The sequence below is a fragment of the Rhizobium sp. CIAT894 genome, assembly GCF_000172795.2.
GTDB lineage: Bacteria > Pseudomonadota > Alphaproteobacteria > Rhizobiales > Rhizobiaceae > Rhizobium.
Genome location: NZ_CP020947.1, coordinates 270,930 through 289,762, shown reverse-complemented (window position 1 = coordinate 289,762; position 18,833 = coordinate 270,930). Strand labels below are relative to the sequence as shown.

Sequence of the window (18,833 nt, the reverse complement as noted above, 5' to 3'; positions counted from 1 at the left end):
ATGAGAGAAGGTATCGGTTTGCCTCACCGTTTCCCGGCCCTTCGCTTTAGGCTCAGGGCGTTCGTTGCTGCAATCGATTCACTGGATCGATTGCTCGGCTTCGCCGACCGCAACTCACCCATTGCCAATCAGGATCCCGGCGCCGAGCACCAGGCCGCCGCCGAGCACGACCTGGAAGGCGGCGCGCAGGAACGGGGTTTCCATGTAGCGGTTCTGGATGAAGGCGATGGCCCAGAGTTCGAAGAAGACGATGATCGCGGCAGTGATCGTTGCGGTCCAGAAGTGCGGGATCAGGTAAGGCAGTGCATGGCCGAGACCGCCGAGCGCCGTCATGATGCCGCAGGCAAGGCCGCGCTTGACCGGCGAGCCCCTGCCGGAGATCTTGCCGTCGTCATGAGCGGCTTCGGTGAAGCCCATCGAAATCCCGGCGCCGACGGAGGCCGAAAGGCCAACGAGGAAGGTCTGCCAGGTATCCTGTGTGGCGAAGGCGGCGGCGAAGATCGGCGCCAGTGTCGAGACCGAGCCGTCCATCAGCCCGGCAAGACCCGGCTGCACATAGGTCAGCACGAATTGCCGATGCACCGCCTCGTTCTCGTCGCGCTTGACATCCTCGGGCGTATGTTTGTCGCCCAGCATGCGGGCGATATCTTCATGCCCCTGTTCGGCAAGTGCGAGATCACCGAGAAGTTCGCGCGTCGAGGCGTCCGAGGTGCGTTTTGCCGCTTCGACGTAAAAACGGTAGGCCTGCTCCTCCATGGCTTCCGTCTCCTGCCGCATCGCATCCAGCGACAGGTTTGCCCTGAGCCAATCGGGCTTGCGCTCATAAAAGCCCTGCACATGCTCGCGCCGGATCAGCGGAATACGCTCGCCGAAACGCTGGCGATGGATTTCGAACAACGACTTGCGATGCGTGTCCTCGACCTCGGCCATATCCTCGAAGACCTTGGCCGAGGCCGGGAAGTCGCGGCGCAGCCTGTCGGCATAGGCGAGATAGATGCGGGCATCGTCCTCCTCGGAGGCGATGGCCAGGGCAAGGATTTCCTGCTCGGACAGCGAGTCGAAAGACCGTTTCGAGGATCTGAAAAACCGCGCCAGCATGACCTTCTCCAATAATTTAGAATAATTCTAAATCTAGAGAAGGCGGCGGTTACGGTCAAGGGCATGCCGCAGGCCGGCTGACAGATTGCCGCAAGCGGCACAGGCGACTTTGGCTCGCCGCCGCAAACACCTATATGAGGACTGCCGCATCACGCGGCGCCGGGGTTTATGATGGACAATGAGATTCAGGGCCGCCCTGCCCATGTCGCGGCGATCCGCGAAAGGGCGGAGGCCGAGATGAAGGCAATGGGGGTCGACGACGCCTTCATCGACAGGCTGGTCGAGACTTTTTACGGGCGCGTGCTTGCCCATCCCGATCTCGGGCCGGTGTTCGACGCCAGGCTTTCCGGCCGCTGGCCGGAACATATGGAGAAGATGAAGGGCTTCTGGTCGGCCGTCGCCTTCCGCAGCGGCGCCTATGGCGGCAAGCCGGTGCAGGCGCATGCCGGCGTTTCGAACCTGACGCCCGATCTCTTTCCCAAATGGCTGGCGCTGTTTGCCGCAACGCTCGACGATCTCGCCCCCTCGTCGGAAGCCAAGGCCTGGTTCATGGCGACGGCGGAGCGGATCGCCAAGAGCCTGACGCTGTCGCTGTTTTACAATCCTGCCCTCGACGATCCGGCAAAGAAGACGGGCTGATCTTTATTGCCTGGCCGAAAAGGTCGCGCCGGCGCTTGCGGCGACGACGAGGGCCGTCCCGGCCATCTGCAGAAGCGTCATCGGCTGGGCCAGGATGACGAAGCCTGCGAGTGCGGCAATGGCCGGTTCGAGGCTCATCAGAATACCAAAGGAGGCTGTCGGCATCCGCCGCAAGGCGATCAGCTCCAGCGTGTAGGGGAGCAGCGGCACCAGAATGGCAAGCCCCGCCATTTCAATCAGGCCGTAGCCATCGAGCGCCGGCACGGCGCCAGCAAAGCCGAAGGGTGTCGCGACCAGTGCGGCAACCATCAGCGACATGGAAAGTCCTTCCAGTCCCTTGAAGCTCGCACCGATCTTTTTCGTCAAGACGATATAGATCGCCCAGCCGGTTCCCGCGCCGAGCGCAAAGAAAATACCCTCGATATTGCCAACCCAGCCGTGGCCATCATGGGCGAGCGCCAGAACGCCAAGCCCGGCAAGGAGGGGCCAGATCAGACGCCGGCCGAGGCCATAGCCGATGGTGGCCACGGAAAGCGGACCGAGAAAATCGATCGCCACGGCCAGGCCGAGCGGAATGCGCTCGATCGCGGCGAAGAAGCTCATGGTCATCAAAGCCGTCGTCGTGCCGAGAACCAGAGCGCTCGTCCATTGCGCACTGCTGTAACTGGCGATACGCGGCCGCACGATGACGGCGAGAATGATGGCCGCAAAGGCGAGGCGCAGCCAGGAAGCGCCGGCCGGTCCATAGGTGGCGATGGCCGAGGAGGACAATGCCGCGCCGAACTGGATCGACGACATGGACATGAGGCACATCAGTCCGCCGGCCGCCACGCCGCCGAATGCCGTCGATGCCTCCGCCGTCAGCGTGCCCGCGCCGCCATTTGCTTTTTCTTCCATGCTCGCCCCCGATTATGCGCTCTTCCTACAAAGACGGCTCGCGAGCGACAAATTCAAACTTCTGATCCAGGCAGAAAGAGCCTTGATGCGAAATCAGCGACGGCCGGCAAGAATGACCTCTTCGGCATCTTCGAAACTCATCTCGAAAACCTGCCTGCCGATGCCGAAGCCGAAGCCGTTGCGGGCGAAGGCCGAAAGCTCCTTGGCCTTCCGCTTTTCGTCAAGCTCGACCCGGCGGAACGGGCCGAAGGCGCGCTTGCGGGCAAATATCGCCGCGGCATAGAGATCGTCCGCCTCTCCGAGCGCAGCCTCGACCTTGTCGCTCGCGACACCCTTGGCAGCAAGCTTCTGGGCGATGGCGCGCTTCGATTTGCCGCCGCGCACGGCAGAGCGTGTGCTGATCTCGGCATAGGCGCTATCGTCGAGCACCTTGTTGTCATAGGCAAATTTGACCGCGAAATCGGCAACGGCCTTGAGTTGGGCCGCGCTGATATCCTCGAACTTCTCCTTCGCCTTGCGGGTGATGGCGTCAAACAGCTGCTTTTCCGTCATCATCCGCCGCTCCAGGCGGTAGATGGCGGAGTTGCGCGCCCAGCTCAGCATGCGAGGTGTCGGAATATCGGATGGAACGGTCTCGTCGGTCATATCAAGCAATCAGGCTTCCAGACCTTTGAGGACATTGGCGACGTTGAGGCCGATCTCCGGCACGCCGTAACCGCCCTCCATGCAGGTGACGACGGGCAGGCCGGCGGCAGAGATCATCTCTCCCATGCGAATGAAGTCCTCCGATTTCAGCTGGAAGAAGGAGATCGGATCACGTTCGTAGGTATCGACGCCGAGCGCCACGACAATCGCCTCGGCGCCGAAGGTCTTGATGCGGGCGAGCGCATCGGCAAGGGCCGACGACCAGACCTCCCAGGGCGTGCCCGGCGGCATCGGATAATTGCGGTTGGCCCCAGTGCCCGCCGCCTCGCCTTCCTCGTCGGCATGGCCGAGGAAATAGGGAAAGGCCTGCATGGGGTCGCCATGCAGCGAAGCGGTGAAGACATCGCCTCTGTGATAAAAGAGATCCTGGGTGCCGTTGCCGTGGTGGAAATCGACATCGAGCACGGCGGCCTTCTTCGCACCATGATCGAGCAGACGCTGGGCTGCCACGCCGGAATTGTTGATGAAGCAGTAGCCGCCGAAGAGATCGATGCCGGCGTGATGGCCGGGCGGGCGGCAGAGCGCGAAGGCGAACCGATTGCCGGCATTCAGCCAATCGGCGCCCGTCACCGCGCAACGCATCGAAGCGATCGCCGCCTCGTAGGAGCCCTTGGTGATCGAGGTATCGGCGGCATTGGCATAATGGCCGATCGCGCCGACGATATTGTCGGGTACGCGGTGGCTGGTGCGGCGGACCGGGAAGGAATTGGCGATCGCCTCGCCGGTAAAACCGGCCGCCACCCAGCGATCCCAGACGGTGGCGAGGAAATCGAGATAGGCGGGGTCATGCACCTTACATGCCGTTTCCAGTCCATGCGCATCGGGTGCCACGACATCCTGGAATCCGGCCTCTTTTACCGCCGCCAGGATCCATTCGGCCCGGAACGGCGCCTCGAAAGGCGCCACCAGCTGGCCGGCGTAAAGCTCGGTCCTGGCATCGCGCAGCTTATGGTCCTCGGAATAGATGACGCGCATTTCGGATTCGTCCTCGATTTAAATTCTAGACTTACATGGCTCGGCCGCGACAAAAAAGCCGGCGCGGCGCCCTTGATCGACACCGGGGATGACTTCACCTTCCCGATGTTTGAAGACCGAAGGAAATTTCCGCATGACGGTGCTGATGGTCGATGTCGACGGTGTGCTCATTCATGGTCGTCCGGCCGACGGGCTGCCCCACTTCACCTATCTCGAGCGCGATCTCGGATTGCCGCCTGATCTGCTGCAGCAGGCGTTCTTCCAGACGTACTGGGGTGACATCATCATCGGCCGCGAGCCACTGGAACCAAGGCTCGCCGGCGTGCTGGCAAAGATCGCGCCGCATCTCAGCGCCGCAGTCCTGATCGACTACTGGTTCGAGAACGATTCCCGCCTCGACCGCAATCTGCTGGCGGATCTCGCCGGGCTCAGGCAAAGCGGCGTCACACTCTTCCTGGCGACCAACCAGGAGCACAGGCGGGCGCGCTACCTGATGGAGCAACTCGGCCTTGGCGAACATTTCGACGACATCATCTATTCCGCAGGGCTCGGGCACAGCAAGCCTTCGCCCGACTTCTTCCGGCTGGCGACCGAACGTGCCGGCGTGCCGCCCGGGGAAATCGCCTTCATCGACGATATGGCGGCGAATGTCGAAGCGGCGCGGCAGTTCGGTTGGAATGCGGCGCAATGGACGGCGGGCGCGACGCTCACCGGGACGCTTCCCATCTTCGCAAAGTGGGCATAGGCGGGACGGGCGCAATCAGGCGAGCCGTTTGTAGAACAGGGTGGTATCGCAGAAGCCGCCTTGCGGCCACAGCGCATAATCGGGGATGACGCCGACGCGCTGCCAGCCCAGCCGCGGGTAGATCGCCTCGGCATCGCTGCCGGTTGCCGTGTCGAGCACGAGCAGTGTCTTGCCGTATCTGACCGCCTCGCGTTCGGCGGCCTCCATCAGCAGCCGGGCGAGGCCGCGCCCGCGGGCGGAGCGGTGCACCAACAGCTTCTTCAGATCGCCGCGATGCGGCTGGTTCGGCATCTGCGCGGCTCCCACCTGCACCGTGCCGACAATCTGACCCTCCAGTTCGGCAACCAGCAGCAGATTGCCGCCCGCCCCGACCGCATCGGCGACATCGCGCCAGTAGAGTTCGGCCTCTTCAGGCCCATAGGGCTGCATGAAGCCGACGGAGGCGCCGCCGGCGACGCAATCGGCAAGTACCGCCGACAGAGCCGGAATGGCGGCGCGCGCCTCGTCGGCGGAAAGGGTACGAATGTCCGGCATATTGTTCTCCTGAAATGAGGCTGTCATCGGCCGCCGCGATCGAGCACGACGCAATAGCGCGCCGGCGCGTTGCCGGGATTATGGAAGACATGGCCCTCGCCGACCGGCATGAAGAGACAATCGCCGGGGCGCAGGCGGTAAACGGTTTCACCCGCCGTCATCTCCAGCTCGCCGTCGAAGAGCCAGATATGCTGTGTCATGCCATGGGATGCGGCATGCGGGGGAAAGCTGACGCGGGCCCCGGGAGGGAATTCGACTTCGACGATATCGACATCGGAGGCCGTGCCCGGCGCTGAAACGGAACGCCTGAGATAACCGGTTTCCGGATCGCGCCAGACCTGCTGCTCCTGCCGGCGGGCAAGCGGCGAGGCCTGCTCTCCCTCTTCCGCGAAGAAGGCCGACAGCGACAGGCCGAGCGCGGCGCAGATCCTTGCCAGCAGCGAGGCGGTCGGGCTCGCCTCCGCCCGCTCGATGCGCGAGATCATCGCCCGGCTGACGCCGGAGGCGACAGCCAGATCATCCAGCGTCAGGCTCTTTTCCAGCCGCAGCGTGCGGATGCGAAGGCCGATCGCCTGTTCGAGCTGCTGTTCCATCGTCCGATTCCCGCGATTCTACTATAAGAGAAATACATTATCCGATGATGGAATCAAGTCTGTATCGACGGGCAGGTCGTGCCTTGCTTTCACCACGCAGGCGTCGATATATGACAGCGAAATCCGAGGAGAGAATGATGGACGCCAGCACGCAGAGCATGGACGAGACGGGAAGCTTCACGGTCGCCGCCTGGGACCGGATTGCGCCTGTCATGGCCGAGATCGAGGTGTTGCCGCTGCTGACACGGCTTTCGGACGGCACGCTGCCGCCGGAGGTTTTCCGGCACTATATCCTGCAGGACGCGCTCTATCTGAAGCATTATGCGCGATGCCTCGCCATCGTCGCGGCCAAGGCGCCCGACAATGCGCAGGTGCTGCGCTTCCTCGGTTCGGCGCAGAAGGCGATCACCGTCGAGCAGGGCCTGCATGCCGGCTTCCTCACCCAGTTCGGCATCAGCTCCGAGGATGTGACGTCAGCGGAACCCTCGCCCGCCTGCTTTGCCTATACGAATTTCCTGCTGGCCACTGCCTATCACAGCTCCTACGCGGTGGCACTTTCTTCGATCCTCCCTTGCTTCTGGATCTATTGGCACGTCGGCGAGGCGATCAAGAACCGGCCAGCCGTCGAGGGCAATGCCTTCCAGGCCTGGATCAATACCTATGGCGATCCGCAATTTGCCGCCGGCGCCCGCGAGGTGATCGCGCTGACCGACATCGCCGCCCGCGCCGCCTCGCCCACGGAGCGCACTCAGATGATGGATGTCTTCGTGCGCGCCTCGCAATATGAATGGATGTTCTGGGACTCGGCCTGGCGGCTGGAGACGTGGCCGGTCTGAGACGCGCCCGACCGGCTGACAAAATAGCGTAAACAGCGGGATAATTACCGCTTTGCGGCAGGGGGCGGCGCTGCTATATGGCGCGCATGAGCACCAATTCGACCACTCCGCTGTCCCATATCCGCAACTTCTCGATCGTGGCCCATATCGACCACGGCAAATCGACGCTGGCCGACCGCCTGATCCAGACGACGGGCGGCCTTGCCGAGCGCGAAATGTCCGAGCAGGTGCTCGACAATATGGATATCGAGCGCGAGCGCGGCATCACCATCAAGGCCCAGACCGTGCGCCTGCATTACCAGGCAAACAACGGCGAAAAATACATTCTCAACCTGATCGACACGCCCGGCCACGTCGACTTCGCCTATGAAGTCTCGCGCTCGCTGTCGGCCTGCGAGGGCTCGCTGCTGGTCGTCGACGCCTCGCAGGGCGTGGAAGCGCAGACGCTCGCAAACGTCTATCAGGCGATCGACAACAATCACGAACTCGTCACCGTCCTCAACAAGATCGACCTGCCGGCCGCCGAACCGGACCGCATCAAGGAACAGATCGAGGAAGTGATCGGCATCGACGCTTCGGAGGCCGTGCTGATTTCAGCCAAAACAGGTCTCGGAATTCCCGATGTGCTGGAGGCGATCGTTAACAAGCTGCCGGCGCCGAAAAGCCCGGGCGGCGACAAGGCGCCGCTGAAGGCGCTGCTCGTCGACAGCTGGTACGACACCTATCTCGGCGTCATGGTTCTCGTGCGCATCATCGACGGCGTTTTGACCAAGGGTCAGACGATCCGCATGATGGGCACGGATGCGAAATACCAGGTGGAGCGCGTCGGCGTGCTGACGCCGAAGATGGTCAATGTCGACAGCCTCGGCCCCGGCGAGATCGGCTTCATCACCGCCTCGATCAAGGAAGTGGCCGATACCCGCGTCGGCGATACGATCACCGAGGACAAGCGGCCGACGGCCCAGGCGCTGCCGGGCTTCAAGCCGGCGCAGCCGGTGGTGTTTTGCGGCCTCTTCCCGGTCGATGCCGCCGATTTCGAGGATCTGCGCGCCGCCATGGGCAAGCTGCGCCTCAACGACGCCTCCTTCTCCTTCGAAATGGAATCCTCGGCGGCGCTCGGCTTCGGCTTCCGCTGCGGCTTCCTCGGCCTGCTGCATCTCGAAATCATTCAGGAACGGCTGGAGCGCGAGTTCGACCTCGACCTGATCGCCACCGCGCCCTCCGTCGTCTACAAGATGTACATGACCGACGGCTCCGAGCGCGAGCTGCACAACCCGGCCGACATGCCCGATGTCGTCAAGATCTCCGAAATCCACGAGCCGTGGATCCGCGCGACGATCCTCACACCGGACGATTATCTCGGCGGCATTTTGAAACTCTGCCAGGACCGGCGCGGCATCCAGATCGAGCTCACCTATGTCGGCACGCGCGCGATGCTGACCTACGACCTGCCGCTCAACGAAGTCGTCTTCGATTTCTACGACCGGCTGAAATCGATCTCCAAGGGCTACGCCTCCTTCGATTACACGCTCACCGACCACCGCGAGGGCAACCTCGTGAAGATGTCGATCCTCGTCAACGGCGAGCCGGTCGATGCGCTGTCGATGATGGTGCACCGGACCGCTGCCGAAAAGCGCGGCCGCGACATGTGCGAGAAGCTCAAGGAGCTGATCCCTAAGCACATGTTCAAGATCCCGATCCAGGCGGCGATCGGCGGCAACGTCATCGCCCGCGAGACGATCTCGGCGCTGCGCAAGGACGTGACCGCGAAATGCTACGGCGGCGACGCCACCCGCAAGCGCAAGCTGCTCGACAAGCAGAAGGCCGGCAAGAAGCGCATGCGCCAGTTCGGCAAGGTGGAGATTCCGCAGGAAGCTTTCATCGCGGCGCTGAAGATGGGCGACGAGTAACACTTCTCAATGGCATCTGATGCGCATATAGTGTGCGCATCAGACCAAGGAGATCGTCATGGCGCTTCATGCAAGGAAAGCAGCGAACCTTTCTCTCGATGAGGGTCTGGTGTCGCAGGCGCGCGAGCTGAAGATCAACATATCCAGGGCGGCAGAAGATGGAATCGCCAAAGCCATAAAGGCGGAACGCGAGCGGCTGTGGCGTATCGAGAATGCCGAGGCTATCCGGCTGGAAAACGAGTATGTCGAAAAGCACGGTCTGCCGTTCGCCAAATACCGTCAGTTTTAATGGCACGCTTTCACGTCTATCGCTTGAAAAGCGGGAATATCCTGGCAATTGATCTTCAAGCCAATCTGCTTGAAGATCTGCCGTCGCGCGTCATGGTTCCGTTGCATCCGGTTCAAGAGCTGAACTGGTCGATCTCGCGACTGAACCCGCGCTTCTCAATCGAGGGGGAAGCCTATGTCATGGCGACCCAGCGCATGGCATCGATTCCAACCAACGAATTGGGAAAAGCGGTCGCCGATCTCAGCTCGGATAGCGATCGCATCGTCGCGGCTGTCGACTTTCTCTTCCAGGGTTTCTGAGCCCTCATCCCCGGCCCATATATTCCTTCACCAGCCCCTCATAGGCCTCCATTGCGGGCAGCGCCTCATAGCTATGCACCGCGCCGGTCTCGGCAAAGGCCAGCTTCTCGCTCGTCCACGTCTCGATGAAGGGGGTGAACCAGCTGGGATCATCGAGCATGGTGACGCGCAGATTGACGAACCAGTCCATGCCTTCCGGGCGGGTGAACATCCAGCTCATGCAATGCGGGCAGAAATAATGTTTCGTAACGCCGTGCAGGCCGCCGATGACGGGCTCCCCTTTGGTGACCTCGAAGCCTTCGCTGGGGATGGCGGCACTCAGCGAATAGGCGCTCGCAGTCATCCTCTGGCAGCCCGTGCAGTGGCAGGCCATGGTCAGCAGCGGCGGCGCGCTGATCTTCAACCGCACCCGGCCACAGCGGCAGCCGCCTTCCATGGGTAAGTTCCGCGCTGTCATGATATCTCTCCCCTTGCGCTATCTGATTTAGCGGAGCCGGCGCCATTGTCGAGGGAGGCGAGGCAGGCCGAATTTCAGACGGCGTTTATCCGACGCGCCGGGTTGCCGACCACGGTTGCTCCCGTCGGCACGTCCTTCGTTACAACGGCGCCAGCGCCGACGATCGCACCGTCACCGATCGTCACCCCGCCGAGGATGATGGCGGCGCCACCAATCCAGACATCGCTGCCGATCGCAACCGGCCGGGCGATCTCGATGCCAGCGCTGCGAAGGGCGGCATCCTTGTGATGTTCGGCGCAATAGATCTGCACGCCGGGGCCGAACATCGTGCGGTCGCCGACGATGACCCGGCCGGAATCGAGGATGGTGCAGCCGGCATTGAAATAGACGCGCTCGCCGAGCGTGATGTTGATGCCGTAGGAGCAGTGAAACGGCGCTTCGATGAAGACATCCGGCGCGGCTTGCGCAAAAAGCGCCCTCAGGGCCGGCGCCATGGCGCCGCGCTCGTCCGGCGGCAGCGTATTGTGCGCATGGACCGCCAGGCGCGCCTGCCGGCGCAAGAGATCGAGGTCGTCGTCGAGGCAGCAGTACCATTCGCCTGCCGCCATCTTCTCGCGTTCACTCGCCGGCATCGCTTCGCCTCTCAAGCCGAGGCCTCCGACAATATTCCGATCTCTGCCGGTTCGATCAGGCTGACCCAGGCACGCGCGATGGCAAGGCCGGCGGCATCGGCGGCGACGCCATGCCGCGCCGCCAGTTCGGCATGGTTCTCCAGCCAGCCGGGGGCGATGCGGGCGATCGTATCAGGGAATTCCGCCTTCCATTGCTCAACGACCGCCCGCTCGGCCTCGAAATGGAACTGGGTGCCATAAACGGCGCGGCCGATGCGGAAGGCCTGGTTCTCGGCGACCGGGCTCGTCGCCAGACGCACCGCACCTTCGGGCAGGGAAAACGTGTCGGCATGCCATTCGAAGATGGTGAATTCACCGCCAAGCGCCGACAGCAGCGGATCGGTCCGGCCCTCGGCGGTAACGCCGATCCTGTGCCAGCCGAATTCGCGAGCCGTCCCTAAAAGATTGTCAGCGCCATAGGCGCGGGCGAGGATCTGGCTGCCGAGGCAGATGCCGAGCACGGCCTTGCCGGCATCACCGAAGCGGTGCGCGAGCCGGACGAGGTCCGGCAGGTAAGGATGCGTCTCGTCATCCAGCGCGCTCTGCTCGCCGCCGAGAACGACCAGCGCATCATGGCCGGATATATCCGGCGGCAAGACGCCATCCTGCCACACGCGGAACCACTCGATATGAGCTCCCGCCTCGTCGAGCGCTCTGGCAAGCGCGCCGAGACCGGTATTGCGCATATTTTCGACGACTGCGACTCGCATAGGTTCTCCCCGGTATGACCGACGATGGAAGAGACCATGCCGGCGAACGACGCGCAAGATGCTTGCGTGCCATTGCGTGAGCACGCCGCAAGGGCTTAAATCCACGCGAACGAAAGGAAACCGCCATGACCGACAAAGCCCGCGTCTCAATCCTCTACTGCACCCAATGCAACTGGCTGCTGCGCGCCGCCTGGATGGCGCAGGAACTGCTGCATACCTTTTCCGACAGCCTCGGCGAAGTGGCACTGATCCCCGGCACCGGCGGCAATTTCGAGATCCGCGTCAACGGAGACCTCATCTGGGAACGCAAGCGCGACGGCGGTTTTCCCGGGCCGAAGGAGCTGAAGCAGCGGGTTCGCGACATCGTCGAGCCCGGCCGCGATCTCGGCCACGTCGACCGCGCCTCGCTGGAAAGCTGAACGTATTCGCTCAGCGATAGGGCGAACGGCAGACCCGATAGACGCCTTCATAGGTGAGGAAGTGATCCGTCCTCGGATTATAGGAACGGTATTCATTGGTGCACCACGCGATATGCTTGTTCGGATCTTTCGGCTGCACCCTTTGCACCGGCGGCGGATCATAGGTCAGCTGCGGCCGCCCGGCGGCACCCGGCAGATAATAGGTCGGTCCCGTCGCGCCGCGCGGCCGGTAATTCGGCTGGATATAGGCGGGGCGATGCCATTGCTGCGGCCCGAAACCGAAGCAGCCGCGAAAATCGCAAAGCGTCGATCCGGTGTTGAGCGGCCCGACCCCCGGCTTGCCCAGCTTCAGCGAATCAGCGCCTGCCATGGCTGGCGCGAGACCGGCTAAAAGACCGGCAAGCAGCAGGGTGCGGGAAACGGACATGCGGCATTCCTTTCGATATTTCCTTTATATAGGGCGTGCCGACCGGAGCGCTATGCCTAGCTACCGGCCGCTCGCCGCCGGCGACCGGCTGGTTTTTCGTCAACTGTCAGAAAAACTTCAAAAACCCAGTTGACAGTCAGAAGCCGCCCCCTTACATCGCTCTCCGTCGCCCAGATGGCGGAATTGGTAGACGCGCCAGCTTCAGGTGCTGGTACCCGAAAGGGTGTGGAGGTTCGAGTCCTCTTCTGGGCACCATTCCATTCAGAACGTATTGATTGCGTTCAACTTCCTGATATTGCTAAGTCTTTCGCTCACCCATTGCTACACACGGGTGACACACAGTGCATATCAGAATGGCCAGTCCAATGCGCCGCAAAGGCTCTACCTTTATCCAGTTCAGAAAACGTATTCCGAAGGATGTCATCGATAAGGCTGGCGGCGTAACGATGGCCATTCCGGTTGGTGATGAAGTCCTTCATATCGTGGTAGGTGACAAGGCAACCGAGATAACTGGATCACTACGGACGCGAGACGCAAGGGAAGCCAAGGAGCGGCAGACCGTCGCCCTGGCTTATCTGGACAGCGTATGGCAATCACTCCGAGAAGGCCCGAAGCGGTTAACCCATAAGCAGATCGCAGCGCTTGCAGGGGAAGCGTACAACGCGCTTGTCGCAACGTTTGAGGATGACCCAGGTTCGTCTGAGACATGGAAGCAAATCATCCAGCTACACGCTAAGGCCCTATCAGAGGACCATGATGCGCGTGAGAAGTGGTTCGGTCCCACCGTTGACCAGACCTTGGCGAAACATCGACTCATCATAGACAATGACAGCCGTACCGTTCTCATAGATGCGGTGGGTGTGTCGCTGTCGCTGGCGTCTGTACGTCTCGCACAGAATGCAGAAGGCGATTACGGCCCGGACACAATTGCGCCGCGTTACCCACCCCTTGAGCTACCAAAGGAGACCAAGACCACCAAGCCGCTACCGAACGGGTCTCAGACCATAATCGGATTGGCTGAAGGATGGTGGCGTGAGGCCAAGGCGGCAGGCAGGACGGTAAGCACGTACGACGCCTATTCTAGGGCCGCGAGGTTGCTTTCTGAGTTTGTGGGTCATGACGATGCCCGAGCCGTGACCCAAGACGACATCATAGCGTTTAAAGATCACAGGCTTTCCCAAGGCGTCGGTCTCAAGACGATCACAGGTGGCGACCTGCCAGGGATACGGCAGTTATATGCTTGGGGAATGGCCAACCGGAAAGTGAGCCATAACCCTGCCGACGGCGTGAAGGTCGCAAAGGTGAAGAAGAAGCGCGTGAGGAACCCAGAGTTCTCCGACGAGGAAGCCGGGGCGCTCCTTGCACACGCCCTCCACCACAAACGTACAGGCAAAGCCTCTGAGCATTTATCAAATGCCAAAAGATGGGTGCCATGGCTTTGTGCCTACACAGGCGCTCGGGTGGGCGAAATGGTCCAACTTCGAAAACAGGACCTCCGAGCAGAGGCAGGCATATGGATTATCAAAATCACCCCTGAAGCCGGTACTGTAAAGGACGCGGAATTTCGAGAGGTCCCCCTCCACCAACATCTTATTGAACAGGGCTTCCCTGAGTTCATATCCAAAGCGACTGACGGCTATCTCTTCATGAAGGTGTTCGGCGACACTGAGGAGGCGCAGAGAGCCGCTTGGCGCACCACAAAGAACAGAGTCACGGACTTTGCCCGCGAAGTGGTCACAGACCCCGAAGTCCAGCCCAATCACGGCTGGCGGCACAAGTTCCGTACCGTTGCCCGAGAAGCAGGTGTCTCAAGGGATATTAGTTTCAGCATTACCGGCCACGACAGCAAGGACGAGGGCGACAAATACGGCACGGTTACCAACAAGGCAAAAGCGGCGGCTCTTGCGAAATACCCGCGATATGAGTTGAAGCCTCTGGAAAACCCGTAATAGGCCGCAGGGGCTTACCCGGCGCTCCCCTACGACGAATGAGAATATTTCTGGCAGAAATTTTTGAAGCGGCACCATCATGGGGGATCGCGCGAGAACACCCCCGGTGCCCCCCAGCAGCGACCACTATACTGAGATCAGCCGCCAGAGGCTTCGCCTCAAGATCGCCGATTTGCACGCTTTTGTGCTTGGCCATCCTCAAAACGTCGGGAGGTTCAGAAATCTCCGCTGGCCAGACTATCGGTAAAATCGATTTAGTACACCGAGCGGGAATGCGAGTGTCCTGTGAATACCTCTTTCTTTCAGTGCCGCTGATGCCTCAACGACCACGACCTGCTTTCCTTGCTCTAAGGTCCTAATAGTCAGCGCTCCGAAATCAGCCTCAGTATCAAGCACTGGGTCGGGCATCAGTCGAAAAGCATCTGGAAGGTGTCGGGAAAAATACGCATGCGCGGTTCCATATCCGCGGACCCCGGTGGCACCCTGAAATGCCAGAAACTCATTGCTTTCTCCGTCTGAAGGGGCAGATGGCATTGAGTTCTCCGAGCAGTCTTCTAGGGAAAGTGGATCTGTCATTTTCGCGCTCCTATGCACCGAACATTTCTCGAACAACGTAGTGATCCAACGGCGATCGAGTCAACAGAAATAATGCTGCAATATCAAGATGATAGATGCATCATGACAATAGTTGCGATAGTGGTGGCGTTTTAGGCAACGAAGCTGCGGCTACATGCCCCTGAAACAAGACAGGACCCGCCGCCTTCTTCTGAAAAGCCAGTAAGATCGTTGCATCGGTGAAGACAATTTGGTCGCGAAGAAATTGATCGCAGGCGCCTGTTCACGTTCCCCAAAAAAACGACGCAAAAACTTCAGATGCCATCATTGGGCAAAGCGATGCCGCGTTTCCCCCCGTACCCCCGCTGTTGCTCAATGGTGCTGTACGAGGCCGTTCTAGGCAACTGATGTAGCCTACTGTCGCCGTATTCGACCACCGATGGATATTCGAGGAATTTGGCGGCGGGCTTTTGTCGCCTTTGCTAATTGCTGGCGTCCCCAAAGTAGTCCTCGTCGACACCTTGCACTTTGTATGTCTGCCGAATGCGTACCCCCACGCCATGCTGGATCATGAGGCGAGCCAAACGTTGCCCATTGATCAACACTACGCGTTGTTGGACCTTCTGAAGGTATTCGTGTGCGTCCCTTGAGAAGTCGGAAGTCGTGACAAAAACGCCTTTGGATGCGCTTTCCCCATTCAATGATCCGATGAAGCGCTGGAGATCGGGGCGACCAATTCTGTTGTCGGGTGCGTATCGCTTCGCCTGAACATAGACAGCATCCAACCCAAGCGCGTCCTCATGGATGATGCCGTCAATTCCTCCGTCTCCGGTCACCTTAGTCATGAGGCTGTTTGCGTCGTCGCCACCTCCGTAGCCCATTGCAACCAATAAATCGAGTATTACCCGTTCGAAGCGCCGTGGAGGGAGCTGGTAAAGCAACGACAGAAGATCATCTCGCAACGCAGCGTCAAGCAAACCCGAAGCGGCTTCCATCGCGTCCTCGGGTGTCTGCCGTTCGTCTATTGGTGCTACGTCGATTGGTGTTTGGCTCAGGGCCGGTACGACGCTATTATCGCCGTGCAACTCACTACTGTCAGTTTGGCGAGACTGTTCGATCCACGCAGTGAAGCCAGGAAACTGGGAAAGCGTTTCGTTGTCTATTTTCTCGGGATTGGTCGCCAGCACCATACGCCCGCCTTCGGTGATGACATGCTGATTTCGCTTTGGCGACATTAGAAGGCCGGCTTTGGAAAGATAGGTGCGAGCCCAGTGTGCGCGGCTTTGCAGAATTGTTACGCGGCCACTGGGTATGAGTTGTGCGGCTTCTTCATCGGAGATGCCGAATTGTCTTTGGAGGACGGGGACACATGCGGCAACATTAGGCTTTCCTTCAGCAAACAAGCGAAGGACCGGGAGCATCAAGGTTTCGTAGTCAGGAATAGCCATCGCAATTTCTTCTCTGTTCGAACCCTTTTGATGAGTGCAGAAGGGTGTTGGCTCAACCTATTGTGTCAGATCCGGGGCGTCTAGCGGGGAAGGTATCTTGAGGCTGTCTCAAAATGTATACCTGAGAGACGAATTACGAACAGCATGGGTTGACAGCGTCTCTCACGTGTCTCACAAGCACGCTCTCTTAAACTCTTAGACATGAGAGACACTATCATGGCCATCGTAGCCTACGCTCGCGTTTCCTCTACCGGACAGTCCCTCGACGTACAGCTTGAGAAGCTGGCGGCTTTGAAGCCTGCCAAGGTCTTTCAGGAGAAGAGGTCGGGGGTTGACCGGCATCGTGAGGAATTGAAGAAGGCAATCGACTATTCCCGTGAGGGAGACGTGTTCGTGGTGACCAAGATCGACCGTCTTGCCAGATCGACGCGGGACCTCCTGAACATCATTGAGGAGCTTACGGCCAAGGGCGTCGAGTTCAAGGTCATGGACCAAAGCGTGGACACGACCTCTTCCACCGGGAAGCTAACCCTTCAAATCTTGGCGAGCGTAGCCGAGTTCGAGAACAGCATCAGGAGGGAGCGTCAGGCCGATGGGATCAAGAAAGCACAGGCGGACGGCAAGCAGTTCGGACGGCATCCGAAAATGACCGAAGAGACCATAGCGACCATGAGGAAACTGAAAGCCGCCGGTATGGCCGTGAAGGATATTATGGCGAAGACCGGCATGTCGAAGGCGTCTGTCTATCGGGCGCTCGACCTCTCAGGCGCGGCCAGCGTGGAATAGGTATACCCCTAGCAAAGAAGACGGTGACTGACAGCAATCGTGGGGCTCTCGTTGATAGGGCCACCAGTAGCACGATCAAAGCGCCTCAAGGGGATTTCCACCACTCCAACACGACAGGTTGTCCCCTAGCTCGATAGGTTGCCACTAGCGGAATAGGTCCCCCCCTAGCACAACAGGTACCTCACTAGCACGACCAAGTCGGCTGAGCGCAATAACCCACCGCCTAGCACGACCCTCGTGTCCAAAGCAGAACGAACCACCTTTGAAATACGGTGACCACTGGCACGACCAAGGTGACCGACGGTGACCATCGCGGTACTCCGCCAAACACAGCCTTCCATAGCACCAAGCCGAATTTCACACGCGAGCGCTCGCTTGTCAGACCTGCCTCCTCATTGGGCGAGACGGGCTGGAGCGCTGTCGTGTGCAATTCCATGCACAGAACTGGCCGAATCTTTGAGACCGCGTGTCTCGGGATCGGTGCCAGCGGGACATGAGCAGATGCCAAAGCAACCCGCGAGACCACAGCCAACCAATGAAACCCCAATGAGGACAATTGAATGAATTACAAATCACGAAAGAGATCCGCCAAGGCCGCAGCGGCAAGGCAACGGCTCCAGCGCAGCATCATAGCAGCGGCGATGGATGCAGCCGATAAGGAAGACCGGAAGGCTCGGACGCCGACCCAGGCCGATTGGAACGGCAAGTGATCATGGACGCGACCCAGGAAGTAATTACCGTTTCCTTGGATGCTCTGGTTCTGCTCCCTGACAATCAGATCCGTCAGCAGATGTCGTGGCGCACCGTCCGTGAATACGCGGAGCTGATGCGCGGCGGTGAGAGATTCAGCCCTGTGAAAGTCGCTCGGATTGATGCCGCCAATGAAGACCGAGGGTTTGCCCTGGTGGATGGGTGGCATCGCGTCAGCGCCGCTCAGCGCATCGGCCTTCGTCAGATCGAAGCCGTTCTGGTTACACCAAAGGGACCTTACGAGATTCCATGGTTGGCCGCGGAAGCGAACAGGCGGCACGGGTTGCCGTTGTCCCGTGCGGACAAGCGCAATGTCTTTCAGGCCTACGTTAGGGCAGGCAAGCACCGCAAAGGCCGGGGCACCGCTGTGAAGTCAGCCCGAGAGATGGAGAAGGACCTCAACGGCATCGTATCGCGGCACCAGTTGCCGAAATGGATGCAGTCCGATTTCCCCGCGATCTATGCCGCAATGAAAGGCAACGGCTTCGAACAAGGCAACGATGAAGCTGGAGGGCTGATGTCGCCTGACATGGACGAAGAGTATGCCAAGGCCGCTCGTGCTGCGTTGGATGAATACATGGCCTGCATGCGAGCCATGAAGGACAACCGGAAGGCTCGTAAGGTCCTGACCGATGCTGCGGCATTGGTGACCGAGGTGGCCGAGGCTGTTACTGGAAGGCGGGAGTGGCCAAAGGCGGCTGAGCTTCCTGATTTCTAAGGCCAGTCCTTAGATTTCAATGACTTAAGACGAAAGTGGCTACTTAGCCGCCGTAGGGCGACACGAAACTCCGGAAAGCGTTGTTCCGCAGCGGCTGTAGCGGTTTCGCTTCAAAATATCCACACATGGACGAACGACCTCAACAAGGACTCGGTGCGATCCGAGCCTTCTTCTATTTCCACGAAAGGAACATTCACGAAATGAGAGCAGACATTCGGAGCGGCAAGGATGCAACTACCCGCAGGACACAACCCAATTGGCTTGTCGAATGCATCAAGGCCGGTATCCCGTTTAGCCAACTCCCGGTGGCCCCATCGGCACACGCGAGCTTTAAGGAGAAGTCGCGTTACACATGGGCGCTACGGAAAGCGTGGCAGCGTAAGACGGGGCTCCAGATCGAGCGGCTGACACCTCCGGGCTACA

The 18,833-nt window shown here is 60.3% G+C and carries 22 protein-coding genes and 1 tRNA gene; 12 read left to right on the top strand and 11 right to left on the bottom strand.

The features are described 5' to 3' along the window. Positions 1-114 precede the first annotated feature (114 nt). Positions 115-1,098, bottom strand: coding sequence for an iron exporter MbfA (mbfA, locus tag RHEC894_RS01415; protein ID WP_085735703.1), 984 nt, complete (start codon positions 1,096-1,098; stop codon positions 115-117). A gap of 171 nt (positions 1,099-1,269) precedes the next feature. On the opposite strand from mbfA, the gene RHEC894_RS01410 reads away from it, so the two are divergent. Next, entirely contained in the window at positions 1,270-1,737 is a 468-nt protein-coding gene (locus tag RHEC894_RS01410) for a truncated hemoglobin (protein WP_085738813.1), read from the top strand. A 3-nt stretch (positions 1,738-1,740) separates the two neighbouring features. Here the strand turns inward: RHEC894_RS01410 and RHEC894_RS01405 are convergent, their stop codons facing one another. The 3 genes from RHEC894_RS01405 to RHEC894_RS01395 form a co-directional block, all read right to left on the bottom strand. Continuing rightward, positions 1,741-2,634 carry an EamA family transporter gene (locus tag RHEC894_RS01405; protein ID WP_085735702.1) on the bottom strand — a complete coding sequence of 298 codons (894 nt, stop codon included), beginning with the start codon at positions 2,632-2,634 and terminating at the stop codon, positions 1,741-1,743. 93 nt (positions 2,635-2,727) lie between these two features. Continuing rightward, on the bottom strand, positions 2,728-3,279 hold the full coding sequence (recX, locus tag RHEC894_RS01400; RefSeq protein ID WP_085738812.1) for a recombination regulator RecX: 552 nt from the start codon (positions 3,277-3,279) through the stop codon (positions 2,728-2,730). A gap of 9 nt (positions 3,280-3,288) precedes the next feature. Further along, the gene (locus RHEC894_RS01395) at positions 3,289-4,314 is read right to left on the bottom strand and encodes a histone deacetylase family protein (protein ID WP_085735700.1); all 1,026 of its coding nucleotides are present in this window, start codon (positions 4,312-4,314) and stop codon (positions 3,289-3,291) included. Positions 4,315-4,447: 133 nt separating this feature from the next. Here RHEC894_RS01395 and RHEC894_RS01390 point away from each other — a divergent pair, with 133 nt between their 5' ends. Further along, entirely contained in the window at positions 4,448-5,059 is a 612-nt protein-coding gene (locus tag RHEC894_RS01390; protein WP_085735698.1) for an HAD-IA family hydrolase, read from the top strand. A gap of 15 nt (positions 5,060-5,074) precedes the next feature. On the opposite strand, the gene RHEC894_RS01385 is transcribed toward RHEC894_RS01390, so the two are convergent. Beyond that, entirely contained in the window at positions 5,075-5,593 is a 519-nt protein-coding gene (locus RHEC894_RS01385; protein WP_010068283.1) for a GNAT family N-acetyltransferase, read from the bottom strand. Positions 5,594-5,616: 23 nt separating this feature from the next. Continuing rightward, the gene (locus RHEC894_RS01380; RefSeq protein ID WP_085735696.1) at positions 5,617-6,186 is read right to left on the bottom strand and encodes an XRE family transcriptional regulator; all 570 of its coding nucleotides are present in this window, start codon (positions 6,184-6,186) and stop codon (positions 5,617-5,619) included. Positions 6,187-6,323: 137 nt separating this feature from the next. On the opposite strand from RHEC894_RS01380, the gene tenA reads away from it, so the two are divergent. From tenA to RHEC894_RS01360, 4 genes are all read left to right on the top strand, one after another. Further along, positions 6,324-7,022, top strand: coding sequence for a thiaminase II (gene tenA, locus RHEC894_RS01375; protein ID WP_085735695.1), 699 nt, complete (start codon positions 6,324-6,326; stop codon positions 7,020-7,022). A gap of 77 nt (positions 7,023-7,099) precedes the next feature. Continuing rightward, positions 7,100-8,932 (top strand): translation elongation factor 4, encoded by a 1,833-nt coding sequence (lepA, locus tag RHEC894_RS01370; RefSeq protein WP_085735693.1) that lies wholly within the window; start codon positions 7,100-7,102, stop codon positions 8,930-8,932. A gap of 58 nt (positions 8,933-8,990) precedes the next feature. After that, on the top strand, positions 8,991-9,221 hold the full coding sequence (locus RHEC894_RS01365; RefSeq protein WP_010068726.1) for a type II toxin-antitoxin system CcdA family antitoxin: 231 nt from the start codon (positions 8,991-8,993) through the stop codon (positions 9,219-9,221). After that, positions 9,221-9,520 (top strand): CcdB family protein, encoded by a 300-nt coding sequence (locus RHEC894_RS01360; RefSeq protein WP_010068727.1) that lies wholly within the window; start codon positions 9,221-9,223, stop codon positions 9,518-9,520. Before RHEC894_RS01365 ends, RHEC894_RS01360 begins: the two co-directional genes overlap by 1 nt. 4 nt (positions 9,521-9,524) lie before the next feature. On the opposite strand, the gene RHEC894_RS01355 is transcribed toward RHEC894_RS01360, so the two are convergent. The 3 genes from RHEC894_RS01355 to RHEC894_RS01345 all read right to left on the bottom strand — a co-directional run bounded on the left by RHEC894_RS01355 (position 9,525) and on the right by RHEC894_RS01345 (position 11,358). Next, entirely contained in the window at positions 9,525-9,977 is a 453-nt protein-coding gene (locus tag RHEC894_RS01355) for a GFA family protein (protein WP_085735691.1), read from the bottom strand. 74 nt (positions 9,978-10,051) lie between these two features. Further along, positions 10,052-10,609, bottom strand: a complete 558-nt coding sequence (locus tag RHEC894_RS01350; RefSeq protein WP_085735689.1) for a sugar O-acetyltransferase — start codon at positions 10,607-10,609, stop codon at positions 10,052-10,054. A gap of 11 nt (positions 10,610-10,620) precedes the next feature. Further along, the gene (locus RHEC894_RS01345; RefSeq protein ID WP_085735688.1) at positions 10,621-11,358 is read right to left on the bottom strand and encodes a type 1 glutamine amidotransferase; all 738 of its coding nucleotides are present in this window, start codon (positions 11,356-11,358) and stop codon (positions 10,621-10,623) included. A gap of 125 nt (positions 11,359-11,483) precedes the next feature. On the opposite strand from RHEC894_RS01345, the gene RHEC894_RS01340 reads away from it, so the two are divergent. Then, positions 11,484-11,777 carry a SelT/SelW/SelH family protein gene (locus tag RHEC894_RS01340; RefSeq protein ID WP_085735686.1) on the top strand — a complete coding sequence of 98 codons (294 nt, stop codon included), beginning with the start codon at positions 11,484-11,486 and terminating at the stop codon, positions 11,775-11,777. 10 nt (positions 11,778-11,787) lie between these two features. Here the strand turns inward: RHEC894_RS01340 and RHEC894_RS01335 are convergent, their stop codons facing one another. Continuing rightward, a complete protein-coding gene (locus RHEC894_RS01335; protein ID WP_085735684.1) occupies positions 11,788-12,204 on the bottom strand; it encodes a BA14K family protein in 417 nt (138 codons plus the stop codon). A 168-nt stretch (positions 12,205-12,372) separates the two neighbouring features. Here RHEC894_RS01335 and RHEC894_RS01330 point away from each other — a divergent pair. Together RHEC894_RS01330 and RHEC894_RS01325 are read left to right on the top strand one after the other, a co-directional pair. Then, positions 12,373-12,459: transfer RNA gene (locus tag RHEC894_RS01330), tRNA-Leu, on the top strand. A 110-nt stretch (positions 12,460-12,569) separates the two neighbouring features. Continuing rightward, complete coding sequence (locus RHEC894_RS01325) at positions 12,570-14,153, top strand: tyrosine-type recombinase/integrase (RefSeq protein ID WP_164517659.1); 1,584 nt, start codon at positions 12,570-12,572, stop codon at positions 14,151-14,153. 1,037 nt (positions 14,154-15,190) lie between these two features. Here RHEC894_RS01325 and RHEC894_RS01320 read toward each other — a convergent pair. Then, positions 15,191-16,156 carry a restriction endonuclease gene (locus RHEC894_RS01320; protein ID WP_085735681.1) on the bottom strand — a complete coding sequence of 322 codons (966 nt, stop codon included), beginning with the start codon at positions 16,154-16,156 and terminating at the stop codon, positions 15,191-15,193. Between the two features lie 216 nt (positions 16,157-16,372). Between RHEC894_RS01320 and RHEC894_RS01315 the strand changes: the two genes are divergently transcribed. The 3 genes from RHEC894_RS01315 (at position 16,373) to RHEC894_RS01310 (ending at position 18,410) form a co-directional block, all read left to right on the top strand. Further along, positions 16,373-16,942, top strand: a complete 570-nt coding sequence (locus RHEC894_RS01315) for a recombinase family protein (protein WP_085735679.1) — start codon at positions 16,373-16,375, stop codon at positions 16,940-16,942. A gap of 560 nt (positions 16,943-17,502) precedes the next feature. After that, the gene (locus RHEC894_RS32825) at positions 17,503-17,652 is read left to right on the top strand and encodes a hypothetical protein (RefSeq protein WP_010065658.1); all 150 of its coding nucleotides are present in this window, start codon (positions 17,503-17,505) and stop codon (positions 17,650-17,652) included. Between the two features lie 2 nt (positions 17,653-17,654). Beyond that, complete coding sequence (locus tag RHEC894_RS01310) at positions 17,655-18,410, top strand: hypothetical protein (protein WP_085735678.1); 756 nt, start codon at positions 17,655-17,657, stop codon at positions 18,408-18,410. Positions 18,411-18,833: the final 423 nt, after the last annotated feature.

What these genes read in the sequence shown, in the direction of transcription:
- mbfA (WP_085735703.1), bottom strand. Translation starts at nt 1,098, where the DNA reads ATGCTGGCGCGGTTTTTCAGATCCTCGAAACGGTCTTTCGACTCGCTG.
- RHEC894_RS01410 (WP_085738813.1), top strand. Translation starts at nt 1,270, where the DNA reads ATGGACAATGAGATTCAGGGCCGCCCTGCCCATGTCGCGGCGATCCGC.
- RHEC894_RS01405 (WP_085735702.1), bottom strand. Translation starts at nt 2,634, where the DNA reads ATGGAAGAAAAAGCAAATGGCGGCGCGGGCACGCTGACGGCGGAGGCA.
- recX (WP_085738812.1), bottom strand. Translation starts at nt 3,279, where the DNA reads ATGACCGACGAGACCGTTCCATCCGATATTCCGACACCTCGCATGCTG.
- RHEC894_RS01395 (WP_085735700.1), bottom strand. Translation starts at nt 4,314, where the DNA reads ATGCGCGTCATCTATTCCGAGGACCATAAGCTGCGCGATGCCAGGACC.
- RHEC894_RS01390 (WP_085735698.1), top strand. Translation starts at nt 4,448, where the DNA reads ATGACGGTGCTGATGGTCGATGTCGACGGTGTGCTCATTCATGGTCGT.
- RHEC894_RS01385 (WP_010068283.1), bottom strand. Translation starts at nt 5,593, where the DNA reads ATGCCGGACATTCGTACCCTTTCCGCCGACGAGGCGCGCGCCGCCATT.
- RHEC894_RS01380 (WP_085735696.1), bottom strand. Translation starts at nt 6,186, where the DNA reads ATGGAACAGCAGCTCGAACAGGCGATCGGCCTTCGCATCCGCACGCTG.
- tenA (WP_085735695.1), top strand. Translation starts at nt 6,324, where the DNA reads ATGGACGCCAGCACGCAGAGCATGGACGAGACGGGAAGCTTCACGGTC.
- lepA (WP_085735693.1), top strand. Translation starts at nt 7,100, where the DNA reads ATGGCGCGCATGAGCACCAATTCGACCACTCCGCTGTCCCATATCCGC.
- RHEC894_RS01365 (WP_010068726.1), top strand. Translation starts at nt 8,991, where the DNA reads ATGGCGCTTCATGCAAGGAAAGCAGCGAACCTTTCTCTCGATGAGGGT.
- RHEC894_RS01360 (WP_010068727.1), top strand. Translation starts at nt 9,221, where the DNA reads ATGGCACGCTTTCACGTCTATCGCTTGAAAAGCGGGAATATCCTGGCA.
- RHEC894_RS01355 (WP_085735691.1), bottom strand. Translation starts at nt 9,977, where the DNA reads ATGACAGCGCGGAACTTACCCATGGAAGGCGGCTGCCGCTGTGGCCGG.
- RHEC894_RS01350 (WP_085735689.1), bottom strand. Translation starts at nt 10,609, where the DNA reads ATGCCGGCGAGTGAACGCGAGAAGATGGCGGCAGGCGAATGGTACTGC.
- RHEC894_RS01345 (WP_085735688.1), bottom strand. Translation starts at nt 11,358, where the DNA reads ATGCGAGTCGCAGTCGTCGAAAATATGCGCAATACCGGTCTCGGCGCG.
- RHEC894_RS01340 (WP_085735686.1), top strand. Translation starts at nt 11,484, where the DNA reads ATGACCGACAAAGCCCGCGTCTCAATCCTCTACTGCACCCAATGCAAC.
- RHEC894_RS01335 (WP_085735684.1), bottom strand. Translation starts at nt 12,204, where the DNA reads ATGTCCGTTTCCCGCACCCTGCTGCTTGCCGGTCTTTTAGCCGGTCTC.
- RHEC894_RS01325 (WP_164517659.1), top strand. Translation starts at nt 12,570, where the DNA reads ATGCGCCGCAAAGGCTCTACCTTTATCCAGTTCAGAAAACGTATTCCG.
- RHEC894_RS01320 (WP_085735681.1), bottom strand. Translation starts at nt 16,156, where the DNA reads ATGGCTATTCCTGACTACGAAACCTTGATGCTCCCGGTCCTTCGCTTG.
- RHEC894_RS01315 (WP_085735679.1), top strand. Translation starts at nt 16,373, where the DNA reads ATGGCCATCGTAGCCTACGCTCGCGTTTCCTCTACCGGACAGTCCCTC.
- RHEC894_RS32825 (WP_010065658.1), top strand. Translation starts at nt 17,503, where the DNA reads ATGAATTACAAATCACGAAAGAGATCCGCCAAGGCCGCAGCGGCAAGG.
- RHEC894_RS01310 (WP_085735678.1), top strand. Translation starts at nt 17,655, where the DNA reads ATGGACGCGACCCAGGAAGTAATTACCGTTTCCTTGGATGCTCTGGTT.